The organism is Streptomyces sp. NPDC054841 (assembly GCF_053611045.1).
Map to the genome: position 1 here is coordinate 23,848 of NZ_JBSGZO010000016.1, position 23,268 is coordinate 47,115.

Consider the following 23,268-nt stretch of genomic DNA (forward strand, 5'->3'; position numbering starts at 1 on the left):
AGTATGGGCCGCGATCACCCATACGGAACCGACGGAGAACCGGCAGGAGCTACAGCGTGCGCAACAGCACAGCGGGACTCTCGACGCAGTCGGCCACGTACCGGAGGAAACCGCCCGCCGTGCCGCCGTCGCACACCCGGTGGTCGAAGGTGAGCGAGAGCTGCACGACCTGCCGGACCGCGAGCTCGCCCTCATGCACCCAGGGCTTCGGCACGATACGGCCGACCCCGAGCATCGCCGCCTCCGGGTGGTTGATGATCGGCGTGGACCCGTCGACGCCGAACACCCCGTAGTTGTTCAGGGTGAACGTGCCGCCGGTGAGGTCCGCGGGTGTGAGGCTGCCCTGCCGGGCCTTGTCGGTCAGCCGCGCGAACTCCTCGGTGAGCGACTCGGCCGTGCGGCCGTGCGCGTCCCGGACCACGGGAACGACCAGGCCGCGGTCGGTCTGGGCCGCGAAGCCGAGATGCACCTCTGGCAGCCGCACGATCTCCCTGGCGTCCAGGTCCACCGTGGAGTTGAGCTCGGGATGGCGGGCGAGCGCGGCCGTGCAGATCCGGGCCAGCAGCGCGAGGAGCGAGATCTTCGGCCCGCCCGCGGCGTTCATCGCCCGGCGCGCGGCCATGAGCTCGGTCGCGTCGGCGTCCACCCAGCAGGTCGCGTCCGGTATCTCGCGCCGGCTGCGGGACAGCTTCTCGGCGACGGCCCCGCGAACCCCGCGCAGCGGGATCCGCTCGACGCCTGCCGTGACGGGCACTGCGGCGGGCGCCGAAGCGGGCACGACCGGCTGCGGCGCGACCTGCTGCGGCCCGGCGGCGGAGGCAAGGGCCCGGACCGCGTGCTCCACGTCTGCGCGCAGGATCAGTCCGTCGGGGCCCGACCCCTGCAGCTCGCGAAGATCGACGCCGTTCTCCCTGGCCAGCCGCCGCACCAGTGGCGAAATCACCGCCACGGGACCTTCGGCGGCACGCCCGGTCGGCTGAGCGACGGCAGCGCTCCACACCGCACCACCGCGCGGCGCATCGGGCGCCGGGCTCTCCACAGCGCTGTCCCAGGCGGGCTCATGGCCCGCGAAGGCGGCCGTGTCCGACGACGCCGCCCCGGTCCGCGGGTCCGCGCCGGACGCGGCGGGTGACGGGGCGGTCGCCCCGTTCGCCGCGCCCACAGGACCGGCGGCGGCGGGCGCGGCGCCCGACAGCGCGGACGGCCGGATCCGACGGCGGCGCGCCGCCGGCGCACCCGTGCCGTAGCCGACGAGCACATTGCCGGACGACTCTTCCCCGGCCGCCCCGGTCGCCCCGGACGTCGACGACGTCGTCCCGGAGGGCCCGGGCACCGGCTCCGCCGGACCCACCGCGACGGTGAGCAAGGGAGCCCCGACGGGCAGCTCCGTGCCCTCTTCACCGAAGCGCGCGGTCACCACGCCCGCGTAGGGGCAGGGCACCTCCACCATCGCCTTGGCCGTCTCGACCTCGACGACCGGCTGGTCGATCGCGACGACATCGCCCACGGCGACCAGCCACCGCACGATCTCCGCCTCGGTGAGGCCTTCACCTAGGTCCGGCAGCTTGAATTCGAGCACCTGGGCCATCAGCTCTCCGCCTCCCACTGCAGCCGCGCCACGGCGTCCAGTACCCGGTCCACACCCGGCAGATGGTGACGTTCCAGCATCGGCGGCGGATACGGGATGTCGAAGCCGGCAACTCTCAGCACCGGCGCCTCCAGGTGGTGGAAGCAGCGCTCGGTGACCCGCGCGGCTATCTCCCCGCCCGGCCCGCCGAACCCGGTCGACTCATGGACGACGACCGCCCGGCCGGTGCGCCGCACCGACGCGGACACCGTCTCGTCGTCGAAGGGCACGAGGGAGCGCAGATCGACGACTTCAAGGTCCCAGCCCTCGGCCTGCGCGGCCTCGGCGGCCTCCAGACAGACCGGCAGGGACGGCCCGTACGTAATGAGCGTGGCACTGTGCCCCGGGCGCCGCACCACCGCGCGTCCTATCGGCTCCACGGCGGCCGGAGCTTCCGGCGACCAGTCGGCCTTCGACCAGTACAGCCGCTTCGGCTCCAGGAAGATGACGGGGTCGTCGGAGGCGATCGCGGCCCGCAGCAGCCCGTACGCGTCCTCGACCGTGGCCGGCGCGACGACATGGAGCCCCGGAGTCGCGATGTAGTACGCCTCGGAGGAGTCGCTGTGGTGCTCGACTCCGCCGATCCCGCCGCCGTACGGCACGCGCACGGTGATCGGAAGCGGCATCGCGCCGCGCGTGCGGTTCCGCATCCGGGCGACATGGCTGATCAGCTGCTCGAAGGCGGGGTAGGCGAAGGCGTCGAACTGCATCTCGACGACGGGGCGCAACCCGTACATCGCCATGCCGATGGCCGTCCCGAGGATCCCCGCCTCGGCCAGCGGTGTGTCCGTACAGCGGTCCTCGCCGAACTCCTTGGCGAGACCGTCCGTGACCCGGAAAACACCGCCGAGCGTGCCGACGTCCTCGCCCATGACGTGGACGGACGGGTCCTCGGCCATCGCGTCGCGCATCGCGCGCTGCAAAGCCTGCGCCATCGTGGCGGGCTTGGACGGCCTGACGGTTGCCGTGCTCATCGTGCGTCACCCTCCGCGCTGTGGCCGCCGTGGGCATCCTCGGCGTCCAGCTCGGCGCGCAACTGTGCCGCCTGCTCACGCAGTTGGGTGGTCTGCTCGGCGTAGACATGCGCGAACAGGTCCATCGGGTCGAGCACCGGATCCGCGTTCATCCGCTCCCTCAGCTGTGCGGCCATCGTCTCGGCGGCCTCGCCGGCCGCCCGTACGGTGTCCTCGTCGAGCAGCCCGCGCCCGGTCAGCTCCTGCTCCAGCAGCCGGATCGGGTCGTGCTCGCGCCAGGCGTCGACCTCGCTGTCGCCCCGGTACCGGGTGGCGTCATCGGCGTTGGTGTGCGCGTCGATGCGGTAGGTGATGGCTTCGACGAGGGTCGGGCCGCCGCCTCGCCGCGCCCGCGCGACCGCCTCGGTCAGCACCTCGTGCACCGCCACCGCGTCGTTCCCGTCGACGAGGCGTCCGGGCATTCCGTAGCCGACCGCCTTGTGCGCGAGCGAGGGCGCTGCGGTCTGCTTGGCGAGCGGGACAGAGATCGCGAAGCCGTTGTTCTGTACGAGGAAGACGACCGGGGCCTGCCATACGGCGGCGAAATTGAGCGCCTCGTGGAAGTCGCCCTCGCTGGTGCCGCCGTCGCCGACCATGGCGAGCGCGACGACGTCGTCGCCCTTGAGGCGCGCGGCGTGCGCCAGGCCCACGGCGTGCGGCAACTGGGTGGCGAGCGGCGTGCAGAGCGGCGCTATGCGGTGCTCGCGCGGGTCGTAGCCGGTGTGCCAGTCGCCGCGCAGCAGCGTCAGTGCCTGGACGGGGTCGAGGCCGCGGGCCACGGCCGCGAGGGTGTCCCGGTAACTGGGGAAGAGCCAGTCGCGCTCCTCCAGGGCGAGCGCGGCGGCGACCTCGCACGCCTCCTGGCCGGTGCTCGACGGGTAGACGGCGAGCCTGCCCTGCTTGGTGAGTGCGGTCGCCTGCGCGTTGTACCTGCGGCCGCGGACCAGCTCCGCGTACAGCCGCAGAAGCAGCTCGGGGTCGGCCCCGGCCGCGGCGTCGGTGCCGAGGACCCGGTACGGCTCCGGGTCGGGGAGCAGCGGCGCAGGGTCGGTGCGCGGCTTCCAGGCAGGGGGCGGGGTGGGCCTGTAGGCCGCACCCGGCCGCTCCTGGACCGTCATGCTGCTCTTCTTCAACGCGAGCACCTCCTCGTGGGAGCGGGCATAAGGACCCATGAAGGGCGCTGAGTGTGAGGCGCCTCACCTACCGATTGTTCGGTCGTGGGCGCATTTTGGCTACAGGCACCTTCAGCCTGTGGACAAACGGTTCTCCACAGCCTGGGATAGGAACAGGTCGTCCATGTCAGAGAGGCGGGGGGACGTGACAGCTGAACAAATGGCCGATGACGGGGACCGCACCGTGTACGAAGCCGTGCCCGGGGCCGGGCACGGCCCCCCGCCGCGGACACTGGACGCGATCGACCGCGACATCCTCCGCATCCTTCAGACGGACGGTCGCGCCTCGATACGCTCCGTGGCGGAGCGGGTGCATGTCTCGCGCGCCAACGCGTACGCCCGGATCAACCGGCTCATCGACGACGGAGTGATCCGCGGCTTCAGCGCCCGCGTGAATCACGAGCGCGCCGGGCACGGCGCCTCGGCGTACATCACGCTCAAGATCGTGCAGAACTCCTGGCGGACGGTGCGCGAACAACTTCAAGCGCTGCCTGGAGCTGCCCACATCGCCCTGGTCAGCGGCGATTTCGACGTCCTGCTGCTGGTCCACACGCCGGACAACCGCACACTGCGCGAGCTCGTCCTGACCAAGCTCCAGTCGATCCCCGAGGTGCTCTCCACACGCACGCTGCTGGTCTTCGAGGAGACGGACCTGGACCCGGATCCGACCCGCTGAGCGGGTCGGCCGGGTCCGGTACGGATACAGGTACAGGGGTCAGGACAGGTGCGCAGCCCGCCTCAGTGGCCGGTGCGGAGCCCGCCTCAGTGGCTGGTGCGGAGCCCGTCGAAGGCGAGCCGTACGACCGCGTCGGCGACCTGGTCCCGGTCATATCCGCTGCCGGCCTGCGGCCGGTACCACTCCACCAGGGAGTTGACCATGCCGAAGAGCAACCGGGTCGCGAGCCGCATGTCCATGTCGGCGCGAAGATCGCCTTCCGCGGCGGCGGCCTTCAGCAGATCGGCGACGCGGTGGTCGAACTCGCGGCGTCGCTCCATGGCCCAGCGCTCGGTCCGGGTGTTGCCCCGCACCCGGAGCAGCAGCGTCACGTAGGGCAGCTCGGCGATCAGCACCTCGACGGTGCGCCGGGTCACGTACTCGACCCGTTCCATGGCCCGCCCACGCACCGCGCCCGGCTCGTCGAGAATCCCGAAGAGCCCGTCGAGCGCCCGGCTGACCGCGCGCCGCAGCAGCTCCTCCTTGCCCGCCACATGGTGGTATATCGACGACTTGGAGATCCCTGCGGCCTTGGAGAGGTGCTCCATGGAGGTGCCGTCGTAGCCGCGGTCATTGAAGACCTGGACGGCGACGGACAGCAGCGTCTCGGGGGTGTACGTGTCGCGCTTGGCGGTCGTCATAGGACCTACTCGCCCTTCATCTCGACGTACGTCAGGCGGTAGAGCCCCAGGGATGGCGCATAGCGGCCGGTGGGCACGCGCGCGTGGAGTTCGTCGAGCAGCTCGTGCGCCCAGGCGCGGCCAAGCTTGCGGCCCCACTCGACCGGGCCGATCGGATAGTTGACGCCGAGCCGCATCGCCGTGTCGATGTCCTCGGCGGACGCGACACCCTTGGCGACGGCGTCGGCCGCCACGTCCACCAGCATCGCGACCGTACGCGCGACGATCATGCCCGGTACGTCGCCGATGACACTGACGCTCTTGCCGAGAGCCTGGAACAGGCCGATCGACTGCCGTAGCGTCTCCCACTCGGTGACCTCGGACGCGGACAGCGCGATCCGGGTCGCCGCCCGGTAGTCGAGCGCCAGGTCGAAGTAGACGACATCGCGGAACTCGGCGGACGTCTGACCGTCGGCGAGCGCCAGCTGCCCGCCGCTCGGCAGCAGGATGCGGGTCCCCCGGTCTTCCTCCTCCTCACGCACGGTGATGCCGGCCTCGCGGCACATCGCGAGCAGCTCCCCGGCCGGGCCCAGGTCGCCCTCGACGGTGATGTGCGAGGGCGGCTCGGTCGCCGGAGCGGTATGCGGCTCAGGACGCTCGGCCCCCTCCTCGTACGAGAACCAGCCCCGGCCCGACTTGCGGCCGAGGCGGCCCGACTCCACCAGACGGCGCTGGGCGAGGGACGGCGTGAACTTCGCGCTCTGGAAGAACGCCTCCCACACGGAGCGGGTGACCGCCTCGTTGACGTCCTGACCGATCAGGTCGGTCAGCTCGAACGCGCCCATCTTGAAGCCGCCGCACTCGCGCAGGACCGCATCGATGGTGGCGGGATCGGCGCCGCGTTCCTCGTAGACGGCGAAGGCCTCCGCGTAGAAGGGCCTGGCTATGCGGTTGACGATGAAACCCGGGGTGTCGGTGCAGCGCACCGGGGTCTTCCCCCAGGCCTTCGCCGTCGCGTACGCGCGCGTGGCCACGTCCGCGTCGGTGGCAAATCCACTGACGACCTCGACCAGGGGGAGCAGCGGGGCGGGATTGAAGAAGTGCAGTCCGACGAATCGGCCGGGCCGGCGCAGGGCGCCCGCGATGGCGGTGACGGAGAGGGAGGAGGTGTTGGTGGCGAGGATGCAGTCGTCGGCGACGGTCTTCTCCAGTGCGCCGAAGAGCTCCTGCTTGACGGGGAGTTGTTCAACGATCGCCTCGATGACGAGCGCGCTGTCGGCGAGCTGCGCGAGGTCGGTCGTCCGCTCCAGCCGCAGCGCCGCCGCGTCGCGCGCGTCCTCGGCCAGCCGCCCCTTCTCGACCAGCCTCTCCAGTCGGGCGAGGATCGCACCGGCGGCCGCTTCCACCTGCTCGGGGACCACGTCGTAGAGGCGCACACGATGGCCGGCGAGCAGCGCGACCTGCGCGATGCCCTGGCCCATGGTCCCGGCGCCGACGACGGCGACGGTACGACTCGGCGCGATGGCGTTGGTGCCGCTGGTGCCAGTGGTGGCATCGGTGACGGTCATGGCTGTGATCCTCCCCTATGACTTGTCCACAGGTTCCGCGGACCCCCCTTGTCCCGACCGATCGTTCGGTTACTCTAACTCTGTCCGCGTTCCCCTGCCCAGCTCATCGAGGAGTTGGTCTTTCATGCAGCTGACCGAGACCCACCGGCCGACGCTCGACCAGGCCCTCGAAGCGATCCGCTCGCGGGCGTACTGGTCACCGCATCCTGAGCATCCGAAGGCGTACGGCGAGGGGGGCTCCCAGAGCGCCTCCGACGGCCTCGCGGCGTACCAGGCCCTGCTCGGCACCCGTTTCGAGCTCGACCAGCCCGGCACCGACGGCTGGACCGGCGGCGAAGTGTCGCCTTACGGCCCGGAGCTCGGCATCGAGTATCCGCACCCGGACATCGACGTCCTGCTGCCCGCGATGCGCGCGGGCATGGCGGCCTGGCGCGAGGCGGGCCCCGAGACCCGCGCCTTGGTCTGCATTGAGATCCTGTCGCGGATCAGCGCGCGCACTCATGAGTTCGCGCATGCTGTCATGCACACGAGCGGCCAGGCCTTCATGATGGCGTTCCAGGCGGGCGGCCCGCACGCCCAGGACCGTGGCCTGGAGGCGGTGGCGTACGCCTACGAGGAGCAGACGCGCACCCCGCAGGCGGCCGACTGGTCCAAGCCCCAGGGCAAGCGCGACCCTCTGGAGCTGCGGAAGGCCTTCACCGCCGCGCCGCGCGGTATCTCGCTCCTGATCGGCTGCAACACGTTCCCGACGTGGAACGGGTATCCGGGCCTGTTCGCCTCTCTGGCCACCGGCAACCCGGTCCTCGTCAAGCCGCACCCCCGTGCGGTCCTGCCCCTGGCACTGACGGTGCGGGTCGCGCGCGAGGTGCTGGGCGAGGCGGGCTTCGATCCCAACCTGGTGGCGCTGGCCGCCGAGCGCCCGGGTGAAGGCATCGCGAAGACCCTCGCCGTCCGCCCCGAGATCAAGATCATCGACTACACGGGCTCCACCGCCTTCGGAGACTGGCTGGAGGCCAATGCCCGCCAGGCGCAGGTCTACACCGAGAAGGCCGGTGTCAACACGGTGGTGGTCGACTCCACCGACAACTACAAGGGAATGCTGGCCAACCTGGCCTTCTCTCTCTCCCTGTACAGCGGCCAGATGTGCACCACCCCGCAGAATCTGCTGATCCCGCGCGACGGCATCGCCACGGACGACGGCCAGAAGTCTTACGACGAGGTGGTGGCCGACCTCGCCGCCTCGGTGGGCGGCCTGCTCGGCGACGACGCCAGGGCGAACGCGCTGCTGGGCGCCCTGGTCAACCCCGATGTGAAGGCCCGGCTGGAGGAGGCGGCCGGTCTGGGCGAGGTGGCCCTGCCCTCACGCGAGGTCGTCAACCCGGAGTTCCCGGACGCCGTGGTGCGCACACCGGTGATCGTGAAGCTGGACGGCGCCAAGCCCGACGACGAGGCGTCGTACATGTCGGAGTGCTTCGGCCCGGTGTCGTTCGCGGTCGCGGTCGACTCGACGGCCGACGCGGTGGAGCTGCTGCGCCGCACGGTGCGCGACAAGGGCGCGATGACCGTCGGCGCCTACACGACCTCGGCGGAGACCGAGCGGGCTGTCGAGGAGGTCTGCCTGGAGGAGTCCGCGCAGCTCTCGCTGAACCTGACGGGCGGGGTCTATGTGAACCAGACGGCGGCCTTCTCCGACTTCCACGGTTCCGGCGGCAACCCGGCGGCGAACGCGGCGCTGTGCGACGGCGCCTTCGTCTCGAACCGCTTCCGTGTGGTGGAGGTCCGCCGCCAGGCATGACCCCGCGGACCGCGGCCGGCGCCTGAGAGCGCCCGCTGCACTGGGCGTCCCCTGCACCCCGCAGGGCACAGGGGACGCCGGAGCGCGGGGTTCCGGGGTGAAGACCCCAGATATGAGGGCGGTCGGGGCAAGGGAGAGAATCCCCGCCCCGGACGCCGCGGGATTCACCGCTTGGTTTACAGCGCCGCCGGCACGTCCGCGTACCGCTGCACCCACGCGTGCATCGCGATCGCGGCAGCCGCCCCCGCGTTGATGGAGCGGGTCGAGCCGAACTGGGCGATCGAGCACACCATCGAGGCGTGCTCGCGCGCCTCTTCGGTCAGCCCGGGGCCCTCCTGTCCGAAGAGGAGCAGACACCGCCTGGGCAGCACGGTCCGCTCCAGCGGTACGGCGCCCGGCAGATTGTCGATCCCGATGATCGGCAGCTGCTCGGCCGCCGCCCAGGCGGTCAGCGACTCCGTGTCCGGGTGGTGGCGTACATGCTGGTACCGGTCGGTGACCATCGCACCCCGCCGGTTCCAGCGCCGCCGCCCCACGATGTGGATCTCCTTCGCCAGGAAGGCGTTGGCCGTCCGGACGACGGAGCCGATGTTGAAGTCGTGGCCCCAGTTCTCCACGGCCACATGGAAGTCATGCCGCCGGGTGTCCAGATCGGCGACGATCGCCTCCCGCGTCCAGTACCGGTACCGGTCGACGACATTGCGCCGGTCCCCGTCGGCGAGCAGCTCGGGGTCGTAGTGACCGCCCTCCGGCCAGGGGCGCGGATGGGGGCCGACGCCGATCTCGGGGCCGTAGCCGTCGTCGTACTGAACGGGTTCCTGGGTCACGCTGCTCACCCGACGAGGGTACGGGTGTCCTGGTCCTCGGGCGCGCCGCGCTGCTCGGGGACCCGTGCCGGACGTGAGAGCACGCGGTCCCGGCCCCGTGCCGCCCAGCCCCCGAGCCGGCGCAGGAAGGAGGTCGGCAGGAAGACCGAGTCGGCGGCGATCATCGCGAGCGAGAAGAACGGCAGACCGAGCAGCAGGGCGATTCCGGCGTGCTCCAGCATCATCGCCACCAGCAGGACGTTCTTGACCTTCCGGTTGAACAGCGTGAACGGGAAGGCGACCTGCACGATGACCGTGCCGTACGTCAGCACCATGACGATCAGACCGCTGGCACCCAGGATGTCGGAGAGCGCGGGCCATGGCGTGAAGTAGTCGAGCTTGAGCGGGTAGTACAGGGCGCTGCCGTCCTGCCAGCGCGAGCCCTGGATCTTGTACCAGCCGGCCGTGGCGTAGATCAGACAGACCTCGGCCATGATCACCACGAGCGCGGCATTGTGGATGAGGTTGGCGAGAACGTCGAGCAGCCTTCGCGGCTCGCTCTGCGGCGCGTGACGATCGACCGCCCACCAGACACCGTGGAAGACCCACACCGCCCAGAGCAGGAGGGGAATCCAGCACTCGCTGCCGATCCGGTCCAGGACCGTCCCCACGAGGAGGAGTACGCCGAGGCCCGACCACAGCACCGGCCCCGCCCAGTCCCGTGCCGCACCACGCGCCGAGCGCCGGGAGTCCAGGGACCACACCTGACCACAGCGAGTGAAGACCAGGTAGATCGCCATCAGATGGATCACGTTGTCGCCGCCGTCGCCCATGAAGATGGACCGGTTCTGCAGCGACAGCACACCGACCATGAACAGGACCGACATGGCGCGGGTACGCCAGCCGAGCATCAGCAGCGCGCTGGAGAGCACGGCGACGGCGTACACGGCCTCGAACCAGACCACGCTGTCGGACCACATCAGCGCGGTGAAGGCGTGGTTGCCGGCGATCAGCTGCTGGGCCATGTCCCAGCCCCACGGGCCCTCGGGTCCGTAGAGCTCCCGGCGGTGGGGGAACTCACGCAGCAGGAAGAACAGCCAGGTGGCGGAGAAGCCGATGCGTACGACGGCGCTCTGGTACGGGCCGAGGGCCGTCGAGGTCACGCGCTGGATGGCGCCTGCCAGCCTGCGGTCGAGGGTCTGGGTCACTTGCCCGCCTCCGTGCTGCCGGAGCCTGCCGCCGTGCTGTTCCGCGCGCCGAGTGGCAGGTCCGCGGAGGTCACCGTCCACCAGGGGAGCACCCGGTAGAACGGCCGGGTGTCCGTCTTCTCCTCGCTCCACACCGGTGCGTGCACGGAGCGCGTGGCGGAGCGGAGCTGGATGCGCTCGACGCGGCCGCCGAGGCCATGATTCTCCAGGCGCAGCATCACGATGCGGCGGATGTAGCGCTCGGAGAGCTGACCCCTCAGACCATTGGGCTTGTTGTCGTCGGTGTGCGAGTTGGCATAGAAGTCCCAGCCGCGGCGCAGCTCGTTCTGGTTGACATGGCTGGGGAGGAGATTGCCGCGGATCGCCTCGCCGTCCTCGGCCGAGAGGTCGATCCATTTGGTGGTCCTGCGGCTGCCGTCATCGCCGGCGACCTCGGCGCGCACCTGCACGGCGATGTTCTGCTGCAGCGGGTTGGGGGCGAAGAGCTTCCAGTTCTGCTCGAACTCGGGGTAGATCCAGCCGTCGACGAACTTGCCGTGCTGCTTGGTCATGGTGTTCGAGGGCGCGACGTGCAGAAAGACCATGGCCAGGTGGATGCAGGCGAGGACTCCGACGAGCGCGAGGGCGACCGCGGCCACCACCTGGTAAGGCAGGGAGAGGCTCTCTATTCCGCCCCTGGCACCTGCCTCGTCCGCCCCGTCGGTCCCGTCAGTCCCGCCCGTTTCGCGTATCTCTCCGGACCCGGCAGCCGAAGCCGCCTCGACGCGCTTGGCGCCCTCGTCGTCGTACGAGTCCATCCCGCCCCGATCCCCATTGGTCCACCGCGGTTATCCACAGGGTTGACACCTTACGGGCCGTCGACTCACCATTGAAGTCATTCAACCGAACGATCGGTCGGTAGGGGGCCCGATGACGGCAGTGACTGCAGAGACGACTGCGGCTATGACGCACCAGGCGCGGTTCGATGCCGCCGTGGCCGCCGACGAGCGCATCGAGCCTCGCGACTGGATGCCCGATGACTACCGCGCATCGCTGATCCGCCAGATGGCGCAGCATGCGCATTCCGAGATCATCGGCATGCAGCCCGAGGCGAACTGGATCACGCGCGCGCCTTCCCTGCGCCGTAAGGCCATCCTCATGGCCAAGGTGCAGGACGAGGCGGGCCACGGCCTGTATCTGTACAGCGCCACGGAGACGCTGGGAGCCGGCCGCGACGAGCTGCTGGACAAGCTCCACTCCGGCCGCCAGAAGTACTCGTCGATCTTCAACTACCCGACGCTGACCTGGGCCGACGTCGGCGCCATCGGCTGGCTGGTCGACGGCGCCGCGATCACCAACCAGGTGCCGCTCTGCCGTTGCTCCTACGGTCCGTACGCCCGCGCGATGGTCCGGATCTGCAAGGAGGAGTCCTTCCACCAGCGCCAGGGGTACGAGCTGCTGCTCGCCCTCTCGCAGGGCACCCCCGCGCAGCACGAGATGGCACAGGACGCGGTGGACCGGTGGTGGTGGCCGTCCCTGATGATGTTCGGCCCACCGGACGACGCATCGGCCCACTCGGCGCAGTCCATGGCCTGGAAGATCAAGCGGCATTCGAACGACGAGCTGCGCCAGCGCTTCGTCGACATCTGCGTCCCGCAGGCGGAGGCCCTGGGGCTGACCCTGCCGGACCCGGATCTGCGATGGAACGAGGAGCGCGGTCACTACGACTTCGGCGCGATCGACTGGGACGAGTTCTGGCAGGTCCTGAAGGGCAACGGCCCGTGCAACGAACAGCGGATCACCCAGCGGCGCCAGGCCCACGAGGAAGGCGCCTGGATCCGTGAAGCGGCCGCGGCATATGCCGCGAAGACCGTGTCGAACGAGAAGCGCGACGAGGCGCAGGTGGAGGCGACGGCATGAGCAGCTCGACCGACTGGCCGCTGTGGGAGGTGTTCGTGCGCTCCCGCCGCGGACTGTCCCACACCCACGCGGGCAGCCTGCACGCGCCGGACGCCGAGATGGCCCTGCGCAATGCCCGCGACCTCTACACCCGGCGCAATGAAGGCATCTCCATCTGGGTGGTGCCCTCCGCGGCGATCACCGCTTCGTCCCCGGACGAGAAGGACCCGTTCTTCGAGCCGTCCGCCGACAAGCCGTACCGGCACCCGACCTTCTACGACATCCCGGAAGGAGTGAAGCACCTGTGACCGCCGCACTCGCACTGGGCGACGACGCACTGGTTCTCTCGCACCGGCTGGGGGAGTGGGCCGGGCACGCCCCGGTCCTGGAGGAAGAGGTCGCCCTGGCCAATATCGCCCTCGACCTGCTGGGACAGGCAAGGACGCTGCTCTCCCTCGTCGGCGACGAGGACGAGCTGGCCTACCTCCGCGAGGAGCGGGCCTTCCGCAACCTCCAGCTGGTCGAGCAGCCGAACGGCGACTTCGCCCACACGATCGCCCGCCAGCTCTACTTCTCCACCTTCCAGCGGCTGCTGTTCGGCTCGCTCGCGACGGGCGACAGCGAATTCGCGGGTCTGGCGGCGAAGGCGGTCAAGGAAGTCGCCTACCACCAGGACCACGCCGAGCAGTGGACCCTGCGGCTGGGCGACGGCACGGCCGAGAGCCATGAGCGGATGCAGCGGGCCTGTGACGCACTGTGGCGGTTCACCGGCGAGATGTTCCAGCCGGTGGAAGGCCTGGAGGTGGACTGGCAGGCGCTGCGGGCAGGCTGGCTGGAGTCGGTCACCGCCGTACTGGAGCGCGCCACGCTGACCGTTCCGGACACGGCGGACACCGGAGCCTGGTCGGCGGGTGCCGGCCGGCAGGGACTGCACACGGAGCCGTTCGGGCGCATGCTGGCCGAGATGCAGCATCTGCACCGTAGCCACCCGGGGGCGTCATGGTGACCGACACACTGCTGGAAGCCGAGCTGCGCAGGCTGGCCGGGTCCGTGCCCGACCCCGAGCTGCCCGTGCTGACTCTGGAGGAGCTCGGCGTGCTCCGCGGAGTGCAGATACTCGGACCCGGCAGGGTCGAGGTCGAGCTCACCCCTACATACACCGGCTGCCCCGCCATCGAGGCCATGTCCTCGGACATCGAGCGGGTGCTGCACGACCACGGCATACCGGAAGTGTCTGTGGTCAAAGTGCTCTCCCCCGCCTGGTCGACGGACGACATCAGCGCGGAGGGACGGCGCAAGCTCACGGAGTTCGGGATAGCCCCGCCCCGCCCGGGCGGCACGGAAGGGCCGGTCCCGCTCACTCTCACCGTGCGCTGCCCGCACTGCGGCTCCACGGACACGGAGTTGCTGAGCCGGTTCTCCTCCACCGCGTGCAAGGCACTGCGCCGCTGTACGGCCTGCCGCGAACCGTTCGACCACTTCAAGGAGTTGTAGATGTTCCATCCGCTCCGGGTCAGCGAGGTCGAGCGACTGACGGACGATTCGGTGGCCGTCACCCTCGCGGTCCCCGCCGAGCTGCGCGACGCCTTCCGCCATACGCCCGGCCAGCACATCGCCATCCGCCGGACGGGGGCGAACGGCGAGGAGATCCGGCGTACGTACTCGATCTGCGCACCGGCCGCCCCTGCCGGCGAGGATCCTGTGCTGCGCGTGGGTATCCGGCTGGTCGACGGCGGCGAGTTCTCGACATACGCGCTCAAGGAGCTCTCGGTCGGGGACACGGTCGAGGTCATGCAGCCGATGGGCCGGTTCGTCCTGGAGCCGCGCGCCGGGCACTTCGCGGCGATCGTCGGTGGCAGCGGAATCACGCCGGTGCTGTCGATCGCGGCGACGCTGCTGGCGCGGGAGCCGGAGGCCAGGTTCTGTCTGATCCGCAGCGACCGCACCGCGGCCTCGACGATGTTCCTGGACGATGTGGCCGACCTCAAGGACCGCTACCCGGACCGTTTTCAGCTGGTCACGGTGCTCTCCCGGGAAGAGCAGCAGGCGGGTCTGCCGTCCGGCCGGCTCGACCAGGAGTGGCTGACGTCTCTGGTGCCCGCGCTGCTTCCGGTACCGGAGGTGGACGGCTGGTTCCTCTGCGGGCCGTTCGGTCTGGTCCAGGGCGCCGAGCGGGCGCTGCGCGAGCTGGGCGTCGACCGGAGCCGTATCCATGAGGAGATCTTCCATGTGGACAGCGCACCGGCTCCGGCCCCCGTCGCCGCGCCCGCGCACAGCACGCTGACGGCGACGCTGGACGGCCGCTCGGGCAAATGGCCGGTGCAGGAAGGGGAGTCGCTGCTGGAGACGGTCCTACGGGCCCGCTCCGACGCGCCGTACGCCTGCAAGGGAGGGGTGTGCGGGACCTGCCGGGCATTCCTGGTCTCGGGAGACGTGCGAATGGACCGCAATTTCGCCCTGGAGCGGGAGGAGACGGAGGCGGGCTATGTGCTGGCCTGCCAGTCGCATCCGGTGACGTCCGAGGTGGAGCTGGACTTCGACCGCTGACAGCACTGTTCCGCTCCGCGCCGTCGGCACCATTCCCTTCCGATAGAACCTGTTCTATCTTGACGACCCGTCAGGTGCCGGTGCGTGGGAGGACAGGGCTGTGGACTTCACCTTCACCGAGGAGCAGCAGGCGGCCGTCGAGGCGGCTCAGGCGGTCTTCTCGGGCGTCGCGCCCGACGGAGTGCCGAGCCCCGCGCTCACCCAGGGCGCGGTGGCCGAGGACTTCGACCGGCCGCTGTGGGCGAGGCTCACGGACGCCGACCTGCTGAGCCTGGTGCTCGCACCGGAGCACGGCGGGGCGGGCCTGGACCCCATCGCACTCTGCCTGGTGCTGCGCGAATCGGCGAAGGTGCTGGCCCGAGTGCCGCTCCTGGAGACCAGCGCGGTCGCGATGGCCGTACAGCGCTACGGCAGCGCGGAGCTGAGCGCCGGCATTCTCCCCCGGGTCGGCCGCGGCGAACTGGTGCTGACCGTCGGCGCCAACGGCCGCACCGGCCACGACCCTGCCGAGCGTGCCGTCACCGCCCGCCGCGAGCCCGGCGACGGCACCGCCTGGACCCTCGACGGAGTCCAGACCGGGGTGCCCTGGGCACAGAGCGCGGACCGGATCGCGGTGCCCGCCCACGCCGAGGACGGCCGCGCAGTGGTCGCCCTGGTCCCTCGCGGCCTGGACGGGGTCGGTTTCGCCGAGCAGATCTCCACCAACGGCGAACTGTTCGCGGAAGTCCGGCTCGACGCTGTACGCATCGACGGCCCCGAGCTGATCGACGTCGAGGGAGCCTGGGAGTGGCTGCGGGGACTGCTCGCCACCGGCACCTGTGCCCTCGCCCTCGGCCTTGGTGAACGCGTGCTGGCGATGACGAGTGAATACACGGGCAAGCGCGAGCAGTTCGGCTTCCCCGTCGCGACCTTCCAGGCCGTCGCCGTGCAGGCCGCCGACCGCTATATCGATCTGCGCGCCATGGAGGCCACCCTCTGGCAGGCCGCCTGGCGGCTGAGCGTCTCCCAGCAGCAGGGCACGGCGACAGGGAGCGGGCTGCCCGTGTCCGGCGATGTGGCGGTGGCGAAGATCTGGGCGTCCGAAGGCGTGCGCCGGGTCGTCCAGACCGCGCAGCATCTGCACGGCGGATTCGGCGCGGACACCGACTACCCCCTGCACCGGTACCACGCCTGGGCCAAGCAACTGGAGCTCTCACTCGGTCCGGCCGCGGCCCACGAGGAGGCCCTGGGGGACCTGCTCGCCGCCCATCCCCTGGGCTGACGGCCCCGGGCGCCGCAGCGCCCTCACTCAGGCGCGGGAGCTACAGGACGAACGCCGGGCTGCCGTCCTCCGTGACCATCGGGCGTCCGGCGGCGTCCCAGGCCTGCATCCCGCCGTCGATGTTCACAGCGTCGATGCCCTGCTGGACCAGATACTGGGTGACCTGGGCGGACCGGCCGCCGACCCGGCACATCACATAGGCGCGCCGACCCTCGGCCACGGCCTCGGTGACCTGACCGAAGCGGGCGACGAAATCGCTGATCGGAACGTGCAGCGCACCCTCGACATGACCGGCCGCCCACTCGTCGTCCTCCCGGACGTCGAGCACCAGACCGTCGGCCGGCACGGACGCGACGTCCACCGAGGGCAGTGGGGCGAAATTCATGGGTCTGGCCTTCTCTCGTACCTGTCGTGGCTGTCTCGTGCCCTTCCGCACGCGCGAGGCGCGTGCGGAACCTCCCTGGAAACCTACTCCACCAGTCCGGCGAGCTCGGACTCACGCTCCGCGACCTGCGCCAGCAGCTGCTCGGCGATCTCCTCCAACAGCCGGTCCGGGTCGTCGGGCGCCATCCGCAGCATCGCGCCGATCGCACTCTCCTCCAGCTCCCGGGCGACCACGGTCAGCAGCTCCTTGCGCTGCGCCAGCCACTCAAGGCGGGCGTAGAGCTCCTCGCTCTCGCTGAGCCGGGGCTCCTGCGGCACCGGTCCGGCATCCCACTCCTGCGACAGCTCCCGCAGCAAGGCCTCGTCCCCTCGACCGTACGCGGCGTTCACCCGGGTGATGAACTCCTCCCGGCGCTGCCGCTCCTTCTCGTCCTGCGCCAGGTCCGGGTGGGCCTTGCGGGCGAGCTCACGGTAGAGCTTGCGGACCTCCTCGGTGGGCCGCACCCGCTTCGGCGGCTGCACGGCCCGGTCGGTCAGCATCGCGGCGGCCTCGGCCGAGAGGCCGTCCGAATCGATCCAGCTGTGGAAGAGCTCCTCGACGCCGGGCATCGGCATCACGATGGCCCGGGCTTCCTGCGCCTTGCGCAGGTCCTCCGGGTCGCCGCTCCTTGCCGCGCGGGCCTCCGCGATCAGGGCGTCCAGCTCGTCCAGCCGGGAGTACATCGGGCCGAGCTTCTGGTGATGCAGGCGGGAGAAGTTCTCCACCTCGACCCGGAAGGTCTCCACCGCGATCTCGAACTCGATCAGCGCCTGCTCCGCCGCGCGCACGGCCTTCTCCAGCCGCGCCTCGGGGCGCTCACCGCCCGCCGACGCATCCCGCACGCCATGCGAACCCTGCGTGTTCTGCGCGCCCTGCACGTTCTGCTCGTCCACGCGGTGGTCGTCCTGCTCGTCGTCGTTCCGGGTCGTCGGGCCCCCGGGAGCGTCCTGGGTCACCTGCCCAGCGTATGGCAGAGGCTCGGCCGCCCCGGCGGGCGGCCGGGCCTCAAGCCCGTCACACCCCGAGCTCGGCGGCTATCCGACCGCTGCGCACGGCCGCCACCAGCTCCGCGTGGTCCGCCTCCGTACGGTCCGCGTACACCACGGCGAAGCCCGCCACGGCCTCGTCCAGCTCTTCGTTCTTCCCGCAGTAGCCGGCGACCAGCCGAGGATCGACACTGTGCGCGTGCGCGCGGGCCAGCAGCGCGCCCGTCATGCGTGCGTAGTCGTCCACATGGTCGGCCGCGAGGGCTGTCGGGTCGACGCTGCCCTTGCGGTTCCTGAACTGCCGCACCTGGAAGGGCCGGCCCTCCACCGTCGTCCAGCCCAGCAGGATGTCGCTGACGACCTGCATCCGCTTCTGCCCCAGCACCACGCGGCGTCCCTCGTGCTCCACCTCGGATGCGTCGAAGCCGGCGGCCTTCAGATACGGCAGCAGAGCGGACGCCCGCGCCTCCTTCACCTGGAGCACAAGAGGCTCGCCCCGGTGGTCTATCAGCAGCACCACATAGGACCGGGTCCCCACGCTTCCGGTGCCGACGACGCGGAACGCCACATCGTGGATCGCGTACCGGGCGAGGAGCGGCAGCCGGTCCTCGGAGAGGGTCTCCAGATACGAGCCGAGCGACGACGCGACAGCGGCCGCCTCCGCGTCCGGCACCCGGCGCAGCACGGGCGGGGCGTCCACGAACCGGCGGCCCCCGTCCGGCCCGGCCTCGGTCGACTTGGCGGCGAACCGCGCGCTCGTGTTGCTGCGGGCCTTCTCCGAGACCCGCTCCAGCGTGCCGAGGAGGTCCCGTGCGTCCGTGTGGGAGACGAGCTCCTCGTCCGCGATCGCGTTCCACGCGTCCAGGACCGGGAGCTTGGCCAGCAGGCGCATGGTCCGCCGGTACGCCCCGGCCACGTCGAACGCGGCCTTGCGGCAGGTCTCCTCGTCGGCGCCCGCCTCGCGCCCCGCCAGCACGATCGAGGTGGCGAGCCGCTTGAGGTCCCACTCCCACGGCCCGGTCACGGTCTCGTCGAAGTCGTTCAGATCGATCACAAGGCGTCCGCGCGCGTCGCCGTAAAGGCCGAAGTTCGCCGCGTGCGCGTCGCCGCAGATCTGCGCCGGGACGCCGGTGACCGGCGTGCCCACCAGATCGTGTGCCATCAGCCCGGCAGCGCCGCGCAGAAAGGCGAAGGGGGTCGCAGCCATCCGTCCCACCCGGATCGGCGCGAGCTCGGGTACCCGGCCGCGGCTGGACTCCTCCACGGCCCGCACCGCGTCCGGCCGCCCCGCCGGCATCACCAGCGAATCGTGCGACGAGCGCGGCACCCGGTCCCGCAGCGCCTTGCCGGCCTCCTTCGGCGAGTCCGGCACCGTGCCCGCGATGCGCGGGGCGAAGCCAGGGACCTCCGGAACGCGCACGTCTCCCGAAGCCGTCCGCTGGACCGGCATGACCGCTTCCACCTCACCCATGGCGGGACCGCCTCCCCCGTCGCCGTACAACATCAACCGCCCATGACCGTACCGTCCAGCCCGGCAGCCGTCTCCCCCTGTGGATAACCTCGCGAACACCCCGCCCCAACAGGTCGAGAGCCGCGTCCGGTCAGGTCAGCACGCTCCGCCGCCGCGCACACCGTCCGGCAGATACGCCTCCGCCCAGCGCCCCAGCTCCTTGAGCGCGGGTTCCAGCGCCGCACCGGCCTCCGTCAGGCGGTAGGCGACACGCAGAGGCGGCCCCTCGTCGACCTCCCGCACGACCAGCCCGGCCGCGCCGAGCTCGGTCAGCCGGTCGGAGAGCATGCGCTCACTGATGCCCGGGATCGCCCGTCGCAGCTCCGCGAAGTACACGGGCCGCTGCATCAGCACGGCCACGATGAGCCCGGTCCAGCGCTTGCCGAACAGCCCGAAGACGCGCGTGATCCCCCCGTCGACCTTCTTGCACGTGTGCTCCCCGTGTTCAGCCATGGATCCAGAGTACTGCCATCCCGTGAGGGGGTGAGGAAAAGTAAGTACCTATGGTATTTGTAGTTACGCACGGAACCTATCCACGGGTGCGCCCTCCATTCGCCGCCCGCCCCCTCATGGAGAAACTCATGGCCACGCTGCTGCACATCGACTCCGCCGTCTTCCCCCAGGGCTCCGCATCGCGCGACGTCACCGCCGCCTTTGTGAAGGCCTGGCTGGAGGAGCACCCGGAGGGCAAGGTCGTCTACCGCGATCTGGCCGCGAACCCGCTGCCCCACCTGGACTTCGCCGCGGTCTCCGCAGGAGCGGGCAACGCGCTCCGCGCCGAGCTCGCCACCGAACTCGCCGCGGCCGACGCCGTACTGATCGGGGCACCCATGTACAACTTCACGATCCCCTCCACGCTCAAGGCGTGGCTTGACCAGGTGATCATCGTGGGCCACAACGCGGGCCCGGACGGGCCTGTGGCGGGCACCCCGGTCACCGTGGTCGCCAGCCGTGGGGGCTCGTACGCCCCCGGCACTCCGCGTGAGGACTTCGAGTTCGTCCAGAACTACCTGGAGAAGGTCTTCACCGGCATGCTCGGCGCCGAGGTCGACTTCATCGTTCCCGAGCTGACGCTCGCCCCGACCAAGCCGGAGATGGCCCAGCTGATCCCGCTCGCAGAGGCGTCCCGCACCAAGGCGTTCGAAGAGGCCACGCAGAAGGCCAAGGAACTGGCGGCACGACTCGCCGCGTGACGGCTACGGCGGGGGCGGCTCAGCCGTCCCTGCCCCTCCGCCGTCGATGTTCCACGTGAAACATCGCAGCGTACGACCAAGAGCCCGCGCCCCAGCCCGGCACGGCCCAGCCCAGCCCCAAAGCCACAGCCACGCCCACGGCGCAGCCACGCCCACAACCACAGCCAGTGGCCGTCGCAGCCAGGGCCGCGCCGGACCCGGCGCCGCTACAGCCCCGCGTCCCGCGCCAGCAACGCCGCCTGCACTCTGTTCTCGCACTCCAGCTTGGCCAGGATCCGGCTCACATAGGTCTTCACCGTGGCCTCGCTCATGTGCAGCCGCCGCCCCGCGTCCGCGTTGGACAGCCCCTCGCCGAGCAGCGCCAGCACGTCCCGCTCCCGTTCACTCAGCGCCGTCACCCTCGCCCTGGCTTCCTCGCCACGCGCCGCCGCCCGCCCCGAGGCCAGTTGGTCCACCACATGCCGGGTGGCGCCGGGCGACAGATAGGCGTCTCCGGCGGCCGCCGCCCGCACCGCGCGGATCAGCTCCGCGGGCGCGGTGTCCTTGAGCAGGAACCCGGCACCGCCGTGCTCCAGCGCCCTCAGCACGTTCTCCCGCTCGCCGAAGGTCGTGAGGATGATCACCCGTGTCGCCGGCACCGCTCGGCGCAGCTCCGGCAGCGCGGTGAGACCGTCCATGACCGGCATCTGTATGTCGAGCAGCACCACGTCCGCACTGTGCGACCGAGCCAGGTCGACGGCCTCGCGGCCGTTCGCCGCCTCCGCCACCACTTCGATCTCCCGGTCGGAGGTGAGGATCATCCGGATGCCGGCGCGGATCAGCGGCTCGTCGTCGGCGATCACGACCCGGATCGGCGAACCGGTCACAGGAACTCCCTCTGCATCCTCAGTACTTGCTCCCACCCGAGGCGACACCGCGGCGCCCGGGCCTGGCATTCTGCCGGGCGCACGCCCCAGCCCACTACCCGGGCCGTGGACCGGCCCACCACCCGGGCCGTGGACCGGTTCACTGCCCGGCCCACGGCCAAGCCCAAGACCGAGCGCCGGCCCAGCACTTCACATCGCCGGCACGTCACGTCGTCAGCGCTCCACGTCGCTAACGCTTCACGCTGTACGACTTCTTCTCGATCAGCTTGCCGTCCTTGAAGCAGAACCGGAACACCGGCTCCTCCTCCAGGCTGTCTCCCGTCTCGGACGACATCAGCACCAGGCACCGCGATCCTTCCGGCTTCTTCGGCCCCTTGTCGTACAGCCCCGCCGTCGCCATCGAGTCGCCGCTCGGCAGCTTGTCGCGTACGGCCTTCTCCGACATGCCGACCTCGACCGCTTCGTACTTGCCGGGGTCGATGATCGCGTCGTTCATGGAACCCATCAGGAAGAACACCCCCAAGACACCCACCACGACCAGTAGCACCAGAGCTGCCACCGCGATGCCGCACCCCAGCGCAATCCCGCCGCTCCTGCTCCGGGTCCCGATCCTGCCGCCCATCGCCAACTCCTTCTCCGAAAGGGTCCAGTCCATGACCGGAACACCGTTCCCGAGCGGGACCACCGCCGACTGCTGCCGGAAGTCGTCCGTCTGATCGACGAAGGGCTCGGCACCCAGGGGGCGCGCGGCCTCCACGACGCCGTAGGGCAGCACGCCCGCCACCCGGAATCCGCCACCTGAGGCCGGCCCCGCGTGCACCATGCCGCCGACCAGCCGAGCGCGCTCGTGCAGGCCCGTCAGCCCCTGGCCGCCGCTGACGACCTCGCCCACGCCACCGGCGGACGCAGGCTCGTTGACGATTTCGACGACGAAGGAGTCGGGCTCGTACCGCAGCTCCACGGTGATGGCAGCGCCGGGCGCATGCTTGTACGCGTTGGTGAGCGCCTCCTGGGCGATGCGGTACGCCGCATGGTCGGCTGCCGCCGCGAGCGGCCTGCCCTCTCCCGTACGCCGCAGCTCCACCATGGTGCCCGCGGCCCGGGCCGCCTCGACAAGCCCCTCGATCCCGGCTGTCCCGCGCGCGGCACGCCCCGACTCGTCCACGGGCGCGGGCGCCTCCACCCCGTCCCTGAGGATCCCTACGACCTCGCGCAGTTCGTGCATCGCGGTCACCGAGGCCTCGCGGAGCACCCCGACCGCCTCCCGCTGGTGGGAGGTCAGCTCACGGTCGACCTCCAGAGCGCCGGTGTGCACGGAGATGAGCGCCAGCTGATGCCCGAGGCTGTCGTGCATGTCCTGGGCGATCCGCTGCCGCTCGCGCAGCCGCGCCTGCCCGGCCACCATGGCGCGTTCACGGAGCAGTTGGGTGTTGCGCTCCTGAAGGGTCTGCAGCAGGGTCCTGCGCTGCGTCCAGTAGCGGCTGGCCAGACCGGGCACGACCGTCGTCGCCAGGAAGGCGAGCGTGGTGAACAGGACGATGATCATGGGGATGTGCGGCGGCCACTCGCTGATGAGCGTGACGGCGATGTGGAGCGCGTACGCGACGCTGAACGCGATCAGTGCTCGGCCCGCGCCCGCGATCCGCCGGCCGGCCGACCAGCCGACGAGCAACATCAGTGGCAGCAACCCGTAGCACACCGGCGCCAGCCCGGAGGTCACCACCAGGACGCTCGCGGGCAGCCTGCGCCGCAGCAGCGACAGCAGGGCCGTCGCGGCGCCCTCGCCGAGCGCGGCCCACCCGGTGGCCCCCAGCACATCGGCCAGCCCGGCGCCGATGAGCCCCAGGAGGAGCGCGAGGACGGTCTCGCCCGCGATCCTGCGCCGGGACCACATCCCCGGCGGGGCAAGCCACCGCAGTCCTGCCCGTACCCCAGCCCATATGTTCGATGACGCGTCCACGCCCGCACCCTAGACAGTGACCGGCGCCGCCCGCGGCCCACTTTCGTAGCGCCCCCGGCCAACGAAGGTCGTGGCGCCACGCAACGAAGGTCGTGGCGCCACGCACAAGCGCACCGAAC

The 23,268-nt window shown here is 70.8% G+C and carries 23 protein-coding genes; 9 read left to right on the top strand and 14 right to left on the bottom strand.

Going from position 1 to position 23,268, the window contains the following annotated elements; translation table 11 throughout:
* Positions 1-49 precede the first annotated feature (49 nt).
* The 3 genes from ACWGI8_RS04230 to pdhA are packed head-to-tail and all read right to left on the bottom strand — an operon-like array spanning position 50 to position 3,758.
* Entirely contained in the window at positions 50-1,588 is a 1,539-nt protein-coding gene (locus ACWGI8_RS04230; RefSeq protein ID WP_453658554.1) for a dihydrolipoamide acetyltransferase family protein, read from the bottom strand.
* A complete protein-coding gene (locus ACWGI8_RS04235) occupies positions 1,588-2,601 on the bottom strand; it encodes an alpha-ketoacid dehydrogenase subunit beta (RefSeq protein ID WP_453658556.1) in 1,014 nt (337 codons plus the stop codon). Before ACWGI8_RS04235 ends, ACWGI8_RS04230 begins: the two co-directional genes overlap by 1 nt.
* On the bottom strand, positions 2,598-3,758 hold the full coding sequence (pdhA, locus tag ACWGI8_RS04240) for a pyruvate dehydrogenase (acetyl-transferring) E1 component subunit alpha (RefSeq protein ID WP_453658580.1): 1,161 nt from the start codon (positions 3,756-3,758) through the stop codon (positions 2,598-2,600). The genes ACWGI8_RS04235 and pdhA overlap by 4 nt, the downstream gene beginning before the upstream one ends.
* A gap of 214 nt (positions 3,759-3,972) precedes the next feature.
* Between pdhA and ACWGI8_RS04245 the strand changes: the two genes are divergently transcribed.
* Positions 3,973-4,488, top strand: coding sequence for an Lrp/AsnC family transcriptional regulator (locus ACWGI8_RS04245; RefSeq protein WP_453658581.1), 516 nt, complete (start codon positions 3,973-3,975; stop codon positions 4,486-4,488).
* A gap of 86 nt (positions 4,489-4,574) precedes the next feature.
* On the opposite strand, the gene ACWGI8_RS04250 is transcribed toward ACWGI8_RS04245, so the two are convergent.
* Positions 4,575-5,168 carry a TetR/AcrR family transcriptional regulator gene (locus ACWGI8_RS04250; protein ID WP_453658558.1) on the bottom strand — a complete coding sequence of 198 codons (594 nt, stop codon included), beginning with the start codon at positions 5,166-5,168 and terminating at the stop codon, positions 4,575-4,577.
* Between the two features lie 5 nt (positions 5,169-5,173).
* The gene (locus ACWGI8_RS04255) at positions 5,174-6,715 is read right to left on the bottom strand and encodes a 3-hydroxyacyl-CoA dehydrogenase (protein ID WP_453658560.1); all 1,542 of its coding nucleotides are present in this window, start codon (positions 6,713-6,715) and stop codon (positions 5,174-5,176) included.
* Between the two features lie 124 nt (positions 6,716-6,839).
* Between ACWGI8_RS04255 and paaN the strand changes: the two genes are divergently transcribed.
* Positions 6,840-8,510, top strand: coding sequence for a phenylacetic acid degradation protein PaaN (gene paaN / locus ACWGI8_RS04260; protein WP_453658562.1), 1,671 nt, complete (start codon positions 6,840-6,842; stop codon positions 8,508-8,510).
* A gap of 176 nt (positions 8,511-8,686) precedes the next feature.
* Here the strand turns inward: paaN and ACWGI8_RS04265 are convergent, their stop codons facing one another.
* From ACWGI8_RS04265 to ACWGI8_RS04275, 3 genes are read right to left on the bottom strand one after another with little or no spacing between them, the layout of a single operon-like run.
* Positions 8,687-9,346: a TrmH family RNA methyltransferase gene (locus ACWGI8_RS04265; protein ID WP_453658564.1), complete on the bottom strand. Its 660-nt coding sequence runs from the start codon at positions 9,344-9,346 to the stop codon at positions 8,687-8,689.
* Positions 9,343-10,524: an HTTM domain-containing protein gene (locus tag ACWGI8_RS04270; protein ID WP_453658565.1), complete on the bottom strand. Its 1,182-nt coding sequence runs from the start codon at positions 10,522-10,524 to the stop codon at positions 9,343-9,345. The genes ACWGI8_RS04265 and ACWGI8_RS04270 overlap by 4 nt, the downstream gene beginning before the upstream one ends.
* Positions 10,521-11,321: a DUF5819 family protein gene (locus ACWGI8_RS04275; protein ID WP_453658566.1), complete on the bottom strand. Its 801-nt coding sequence runs from the start codon at positions 11,319-11,321 to the stop codon at positions 10,521-10,523. The genes ACWGI8_RS04270 and ACWGI8_RS04275 overlap by 4 nt, the downstream gene beginning before the upstream one ends.
* A 112-nt stretch (positions 11,322-11,433) precedes the next feature.
* Here ACWGI8_RS04275 and paaA point away from each other — a divergent pair, with 112 nt between their 5' ends.
* The 6 genes from paaA (at position 11,434) to ACWGI8_RS04305 (ending at position 16,210) form a co-directional block, all read left to right on the top strand.
* The gene (paaA, locus tag ACWGI8_RS04280; protein WP_453658567.1) at positions 11,434-12,423 is read left to right on the top strand and encodes a 1,2-phenylacetyl-CoA epoxidase subunit PaaA; all 990 of its coding nucleotides are present in this window, start codon (positions 11,434-11,436) and stop codon (positions 12,421-12,423) included.
* The gene (paaB, locus tag ACWGI8_RS04285; RefSeq protein WP_453658568.1) at positions 12,420-12,710 is read left to right on the top strand and encodes a 1,2-phenylacetyl-CoA epoxidase subunit PaaB; all 291 of its coding nucleotides are present in this window, start codon (positions 12,420-12,422) and stop codon (positions 12,708-12,710) included. The genes paaA and paaB overlap by 4 nt, the downstream gene beginning before the upstream one ends.
* Positions 12,707-13,408, top strand: coding sequence for a 1,2-phenylacetyl-CoA epoxidase subunit PaaC (gene paaC, locus ACWGI8_RS04290; protein ID WP_453658569.1), 702 nt, complete (start codon positions 12,707-12,709; stop codon positions 13,406-13,408). The genes paaB and paaC overlap by 4 nt, the downstream gene beginning before the upstream one ends.
* The gene (gene paaD, locus ACWGI8_RS04295; protein WP_453658570.1) at positions 13,402-13,896 is read left to right on the top strand and encodes a 1,2-phenylacetyl-CoA epoxidase subunit PaaD; all 495 of its coding nucleotides are present in this window, start codon (positions 13,402-13,404) and stop codon (positions 13,894-13,896) included. The genes paaC and paaD overlap by 7 nt, the downstream gene beginning before the upstream one ends.
* A complete protein-coding gene (locus ACWGI8_RS04300) occupies positions 13,897-14,949 on the top strand; it encodes a 2Fe-2S iron-sulfur cluster-binding protein (protein ID WP_453658571.1) in 1,053 nt (350 codons plus the stop codon).
* A 100-nt stretch (positions 14,950-15,049) separates the two neighbouring features.
* Positions 15,050-16,210 carry an acyl-CoA dehydrogenase family protein gene (locus ACWGI8_RS04305; protein WP_453658572.1) on the top strand — a complete coding sequence of 387 codons (1,161 nt, stop codon included), beginning with the start codon at positions 15,050-15,052 and terminating at the stop codon, positions 16,208-16,210.
* Positions 16,211-16,250: 40 nt separating this feature from the next.
* Here ACWGI8_RS04305 and ACWGI8_RS04310 read toward each other — a convergent pair whose 3' ends face one another.
* The 4 genes from ACWGI8_RS04310 to ACWGI8_RS04325 form a co-directional block, all read right to left on the bottom strand.
* Positions 16,251-16,595: a rhodanese-like domain-containing protein gene (locus ACWGI8_RS04310; protein ID WP_453658573.1), complete on the bottom strand. Its 345-nt coding sequence runs from the start codon at positions 16,593-16,595 to the stop codon at positions 16,251-16,253.
* Between the two features lie 83 nt (positions 16,596-16,678).
* Positions 16,679-17,590, bottom strand: a complete 912-nt coding sequence (locus ACWGI8_RS04315) for a J domain-containing protein (protein ID WP_453658574.1) — start codon at positions 17,588-17,590, stop codon at positions 16,679-16,681.
* A gap of 58 nt (positions 17,591-17,648) precedes the next feature.
* Entirely contained in the window at positions 17,649-19,091 is a 1,443-nt protein-coding gene (locus ACWGI8_RS04320; RefSeq protein WP_453658575.1) for a DUF2252 domain-containing protein, read from the bottom strand.
* 135 nt (positions 19,092-19,226) lie between these two features.
* Positions 19,227-19,583, bottom strand: coding sequence for a winged helix-turn-helix transcriptional regulator (locus ACWGI8_RS04325; RefSeq protein ID WP_453658576.1), 357 nt, complete (start codon positions 19,581-19,583; stop codon positions 19,227-19,229).
* A 128-nt stretch (positions 19,584-19,711) separates the two neighbouring features.
* On the opposite strand from ACWGI8_RS04325, the gene ACWGI8_RS04330 reads away from it, so the two are divergent.
* Entirely contained in the window at positions 19,712-20,323 is a 612-nt protein-coding gene (locus ACWGI8_RS04330) for an FMN-dependent NADH-azoreductase (protein WP_453658577.1), read from the top strand.
* A gap of 206 nt (positions 20,324-20,529) precedes the next feature.
* On the opposite strand, the gene ACWGI8_RS04335 is transcribed toward ACWGI8_RS04330, so the two are convergent.
* Positions 20,530-21,189 carry a response regulator transcription factor gene (locus ACWGI8_RS04335; protein WP_453658578.1) on the bottom strand — a complete coding sequence of 220 codons (660 nt, stop codon included), beginning with the start codon at positions 21,187-21,189 and terminating at the stop codon, positions 20,530-20,532.
* A 229-nt stretch (positions 21,190-21,418) separates the two neighbouring features.
* Positions 21,419-23,083: a sensor histidine kinase gene (locus ACWGI8_RS04340; RefSeq protein ID WP_453658582.1), complete on the bottom strand. Its 1,665-nt coding sequence runs from the start codon at positions 23,081-23,083 to the stop codon at positions 21,419-21,421.
* Positions 23,084-23,268: the final 185 nt, after the last annotated feature.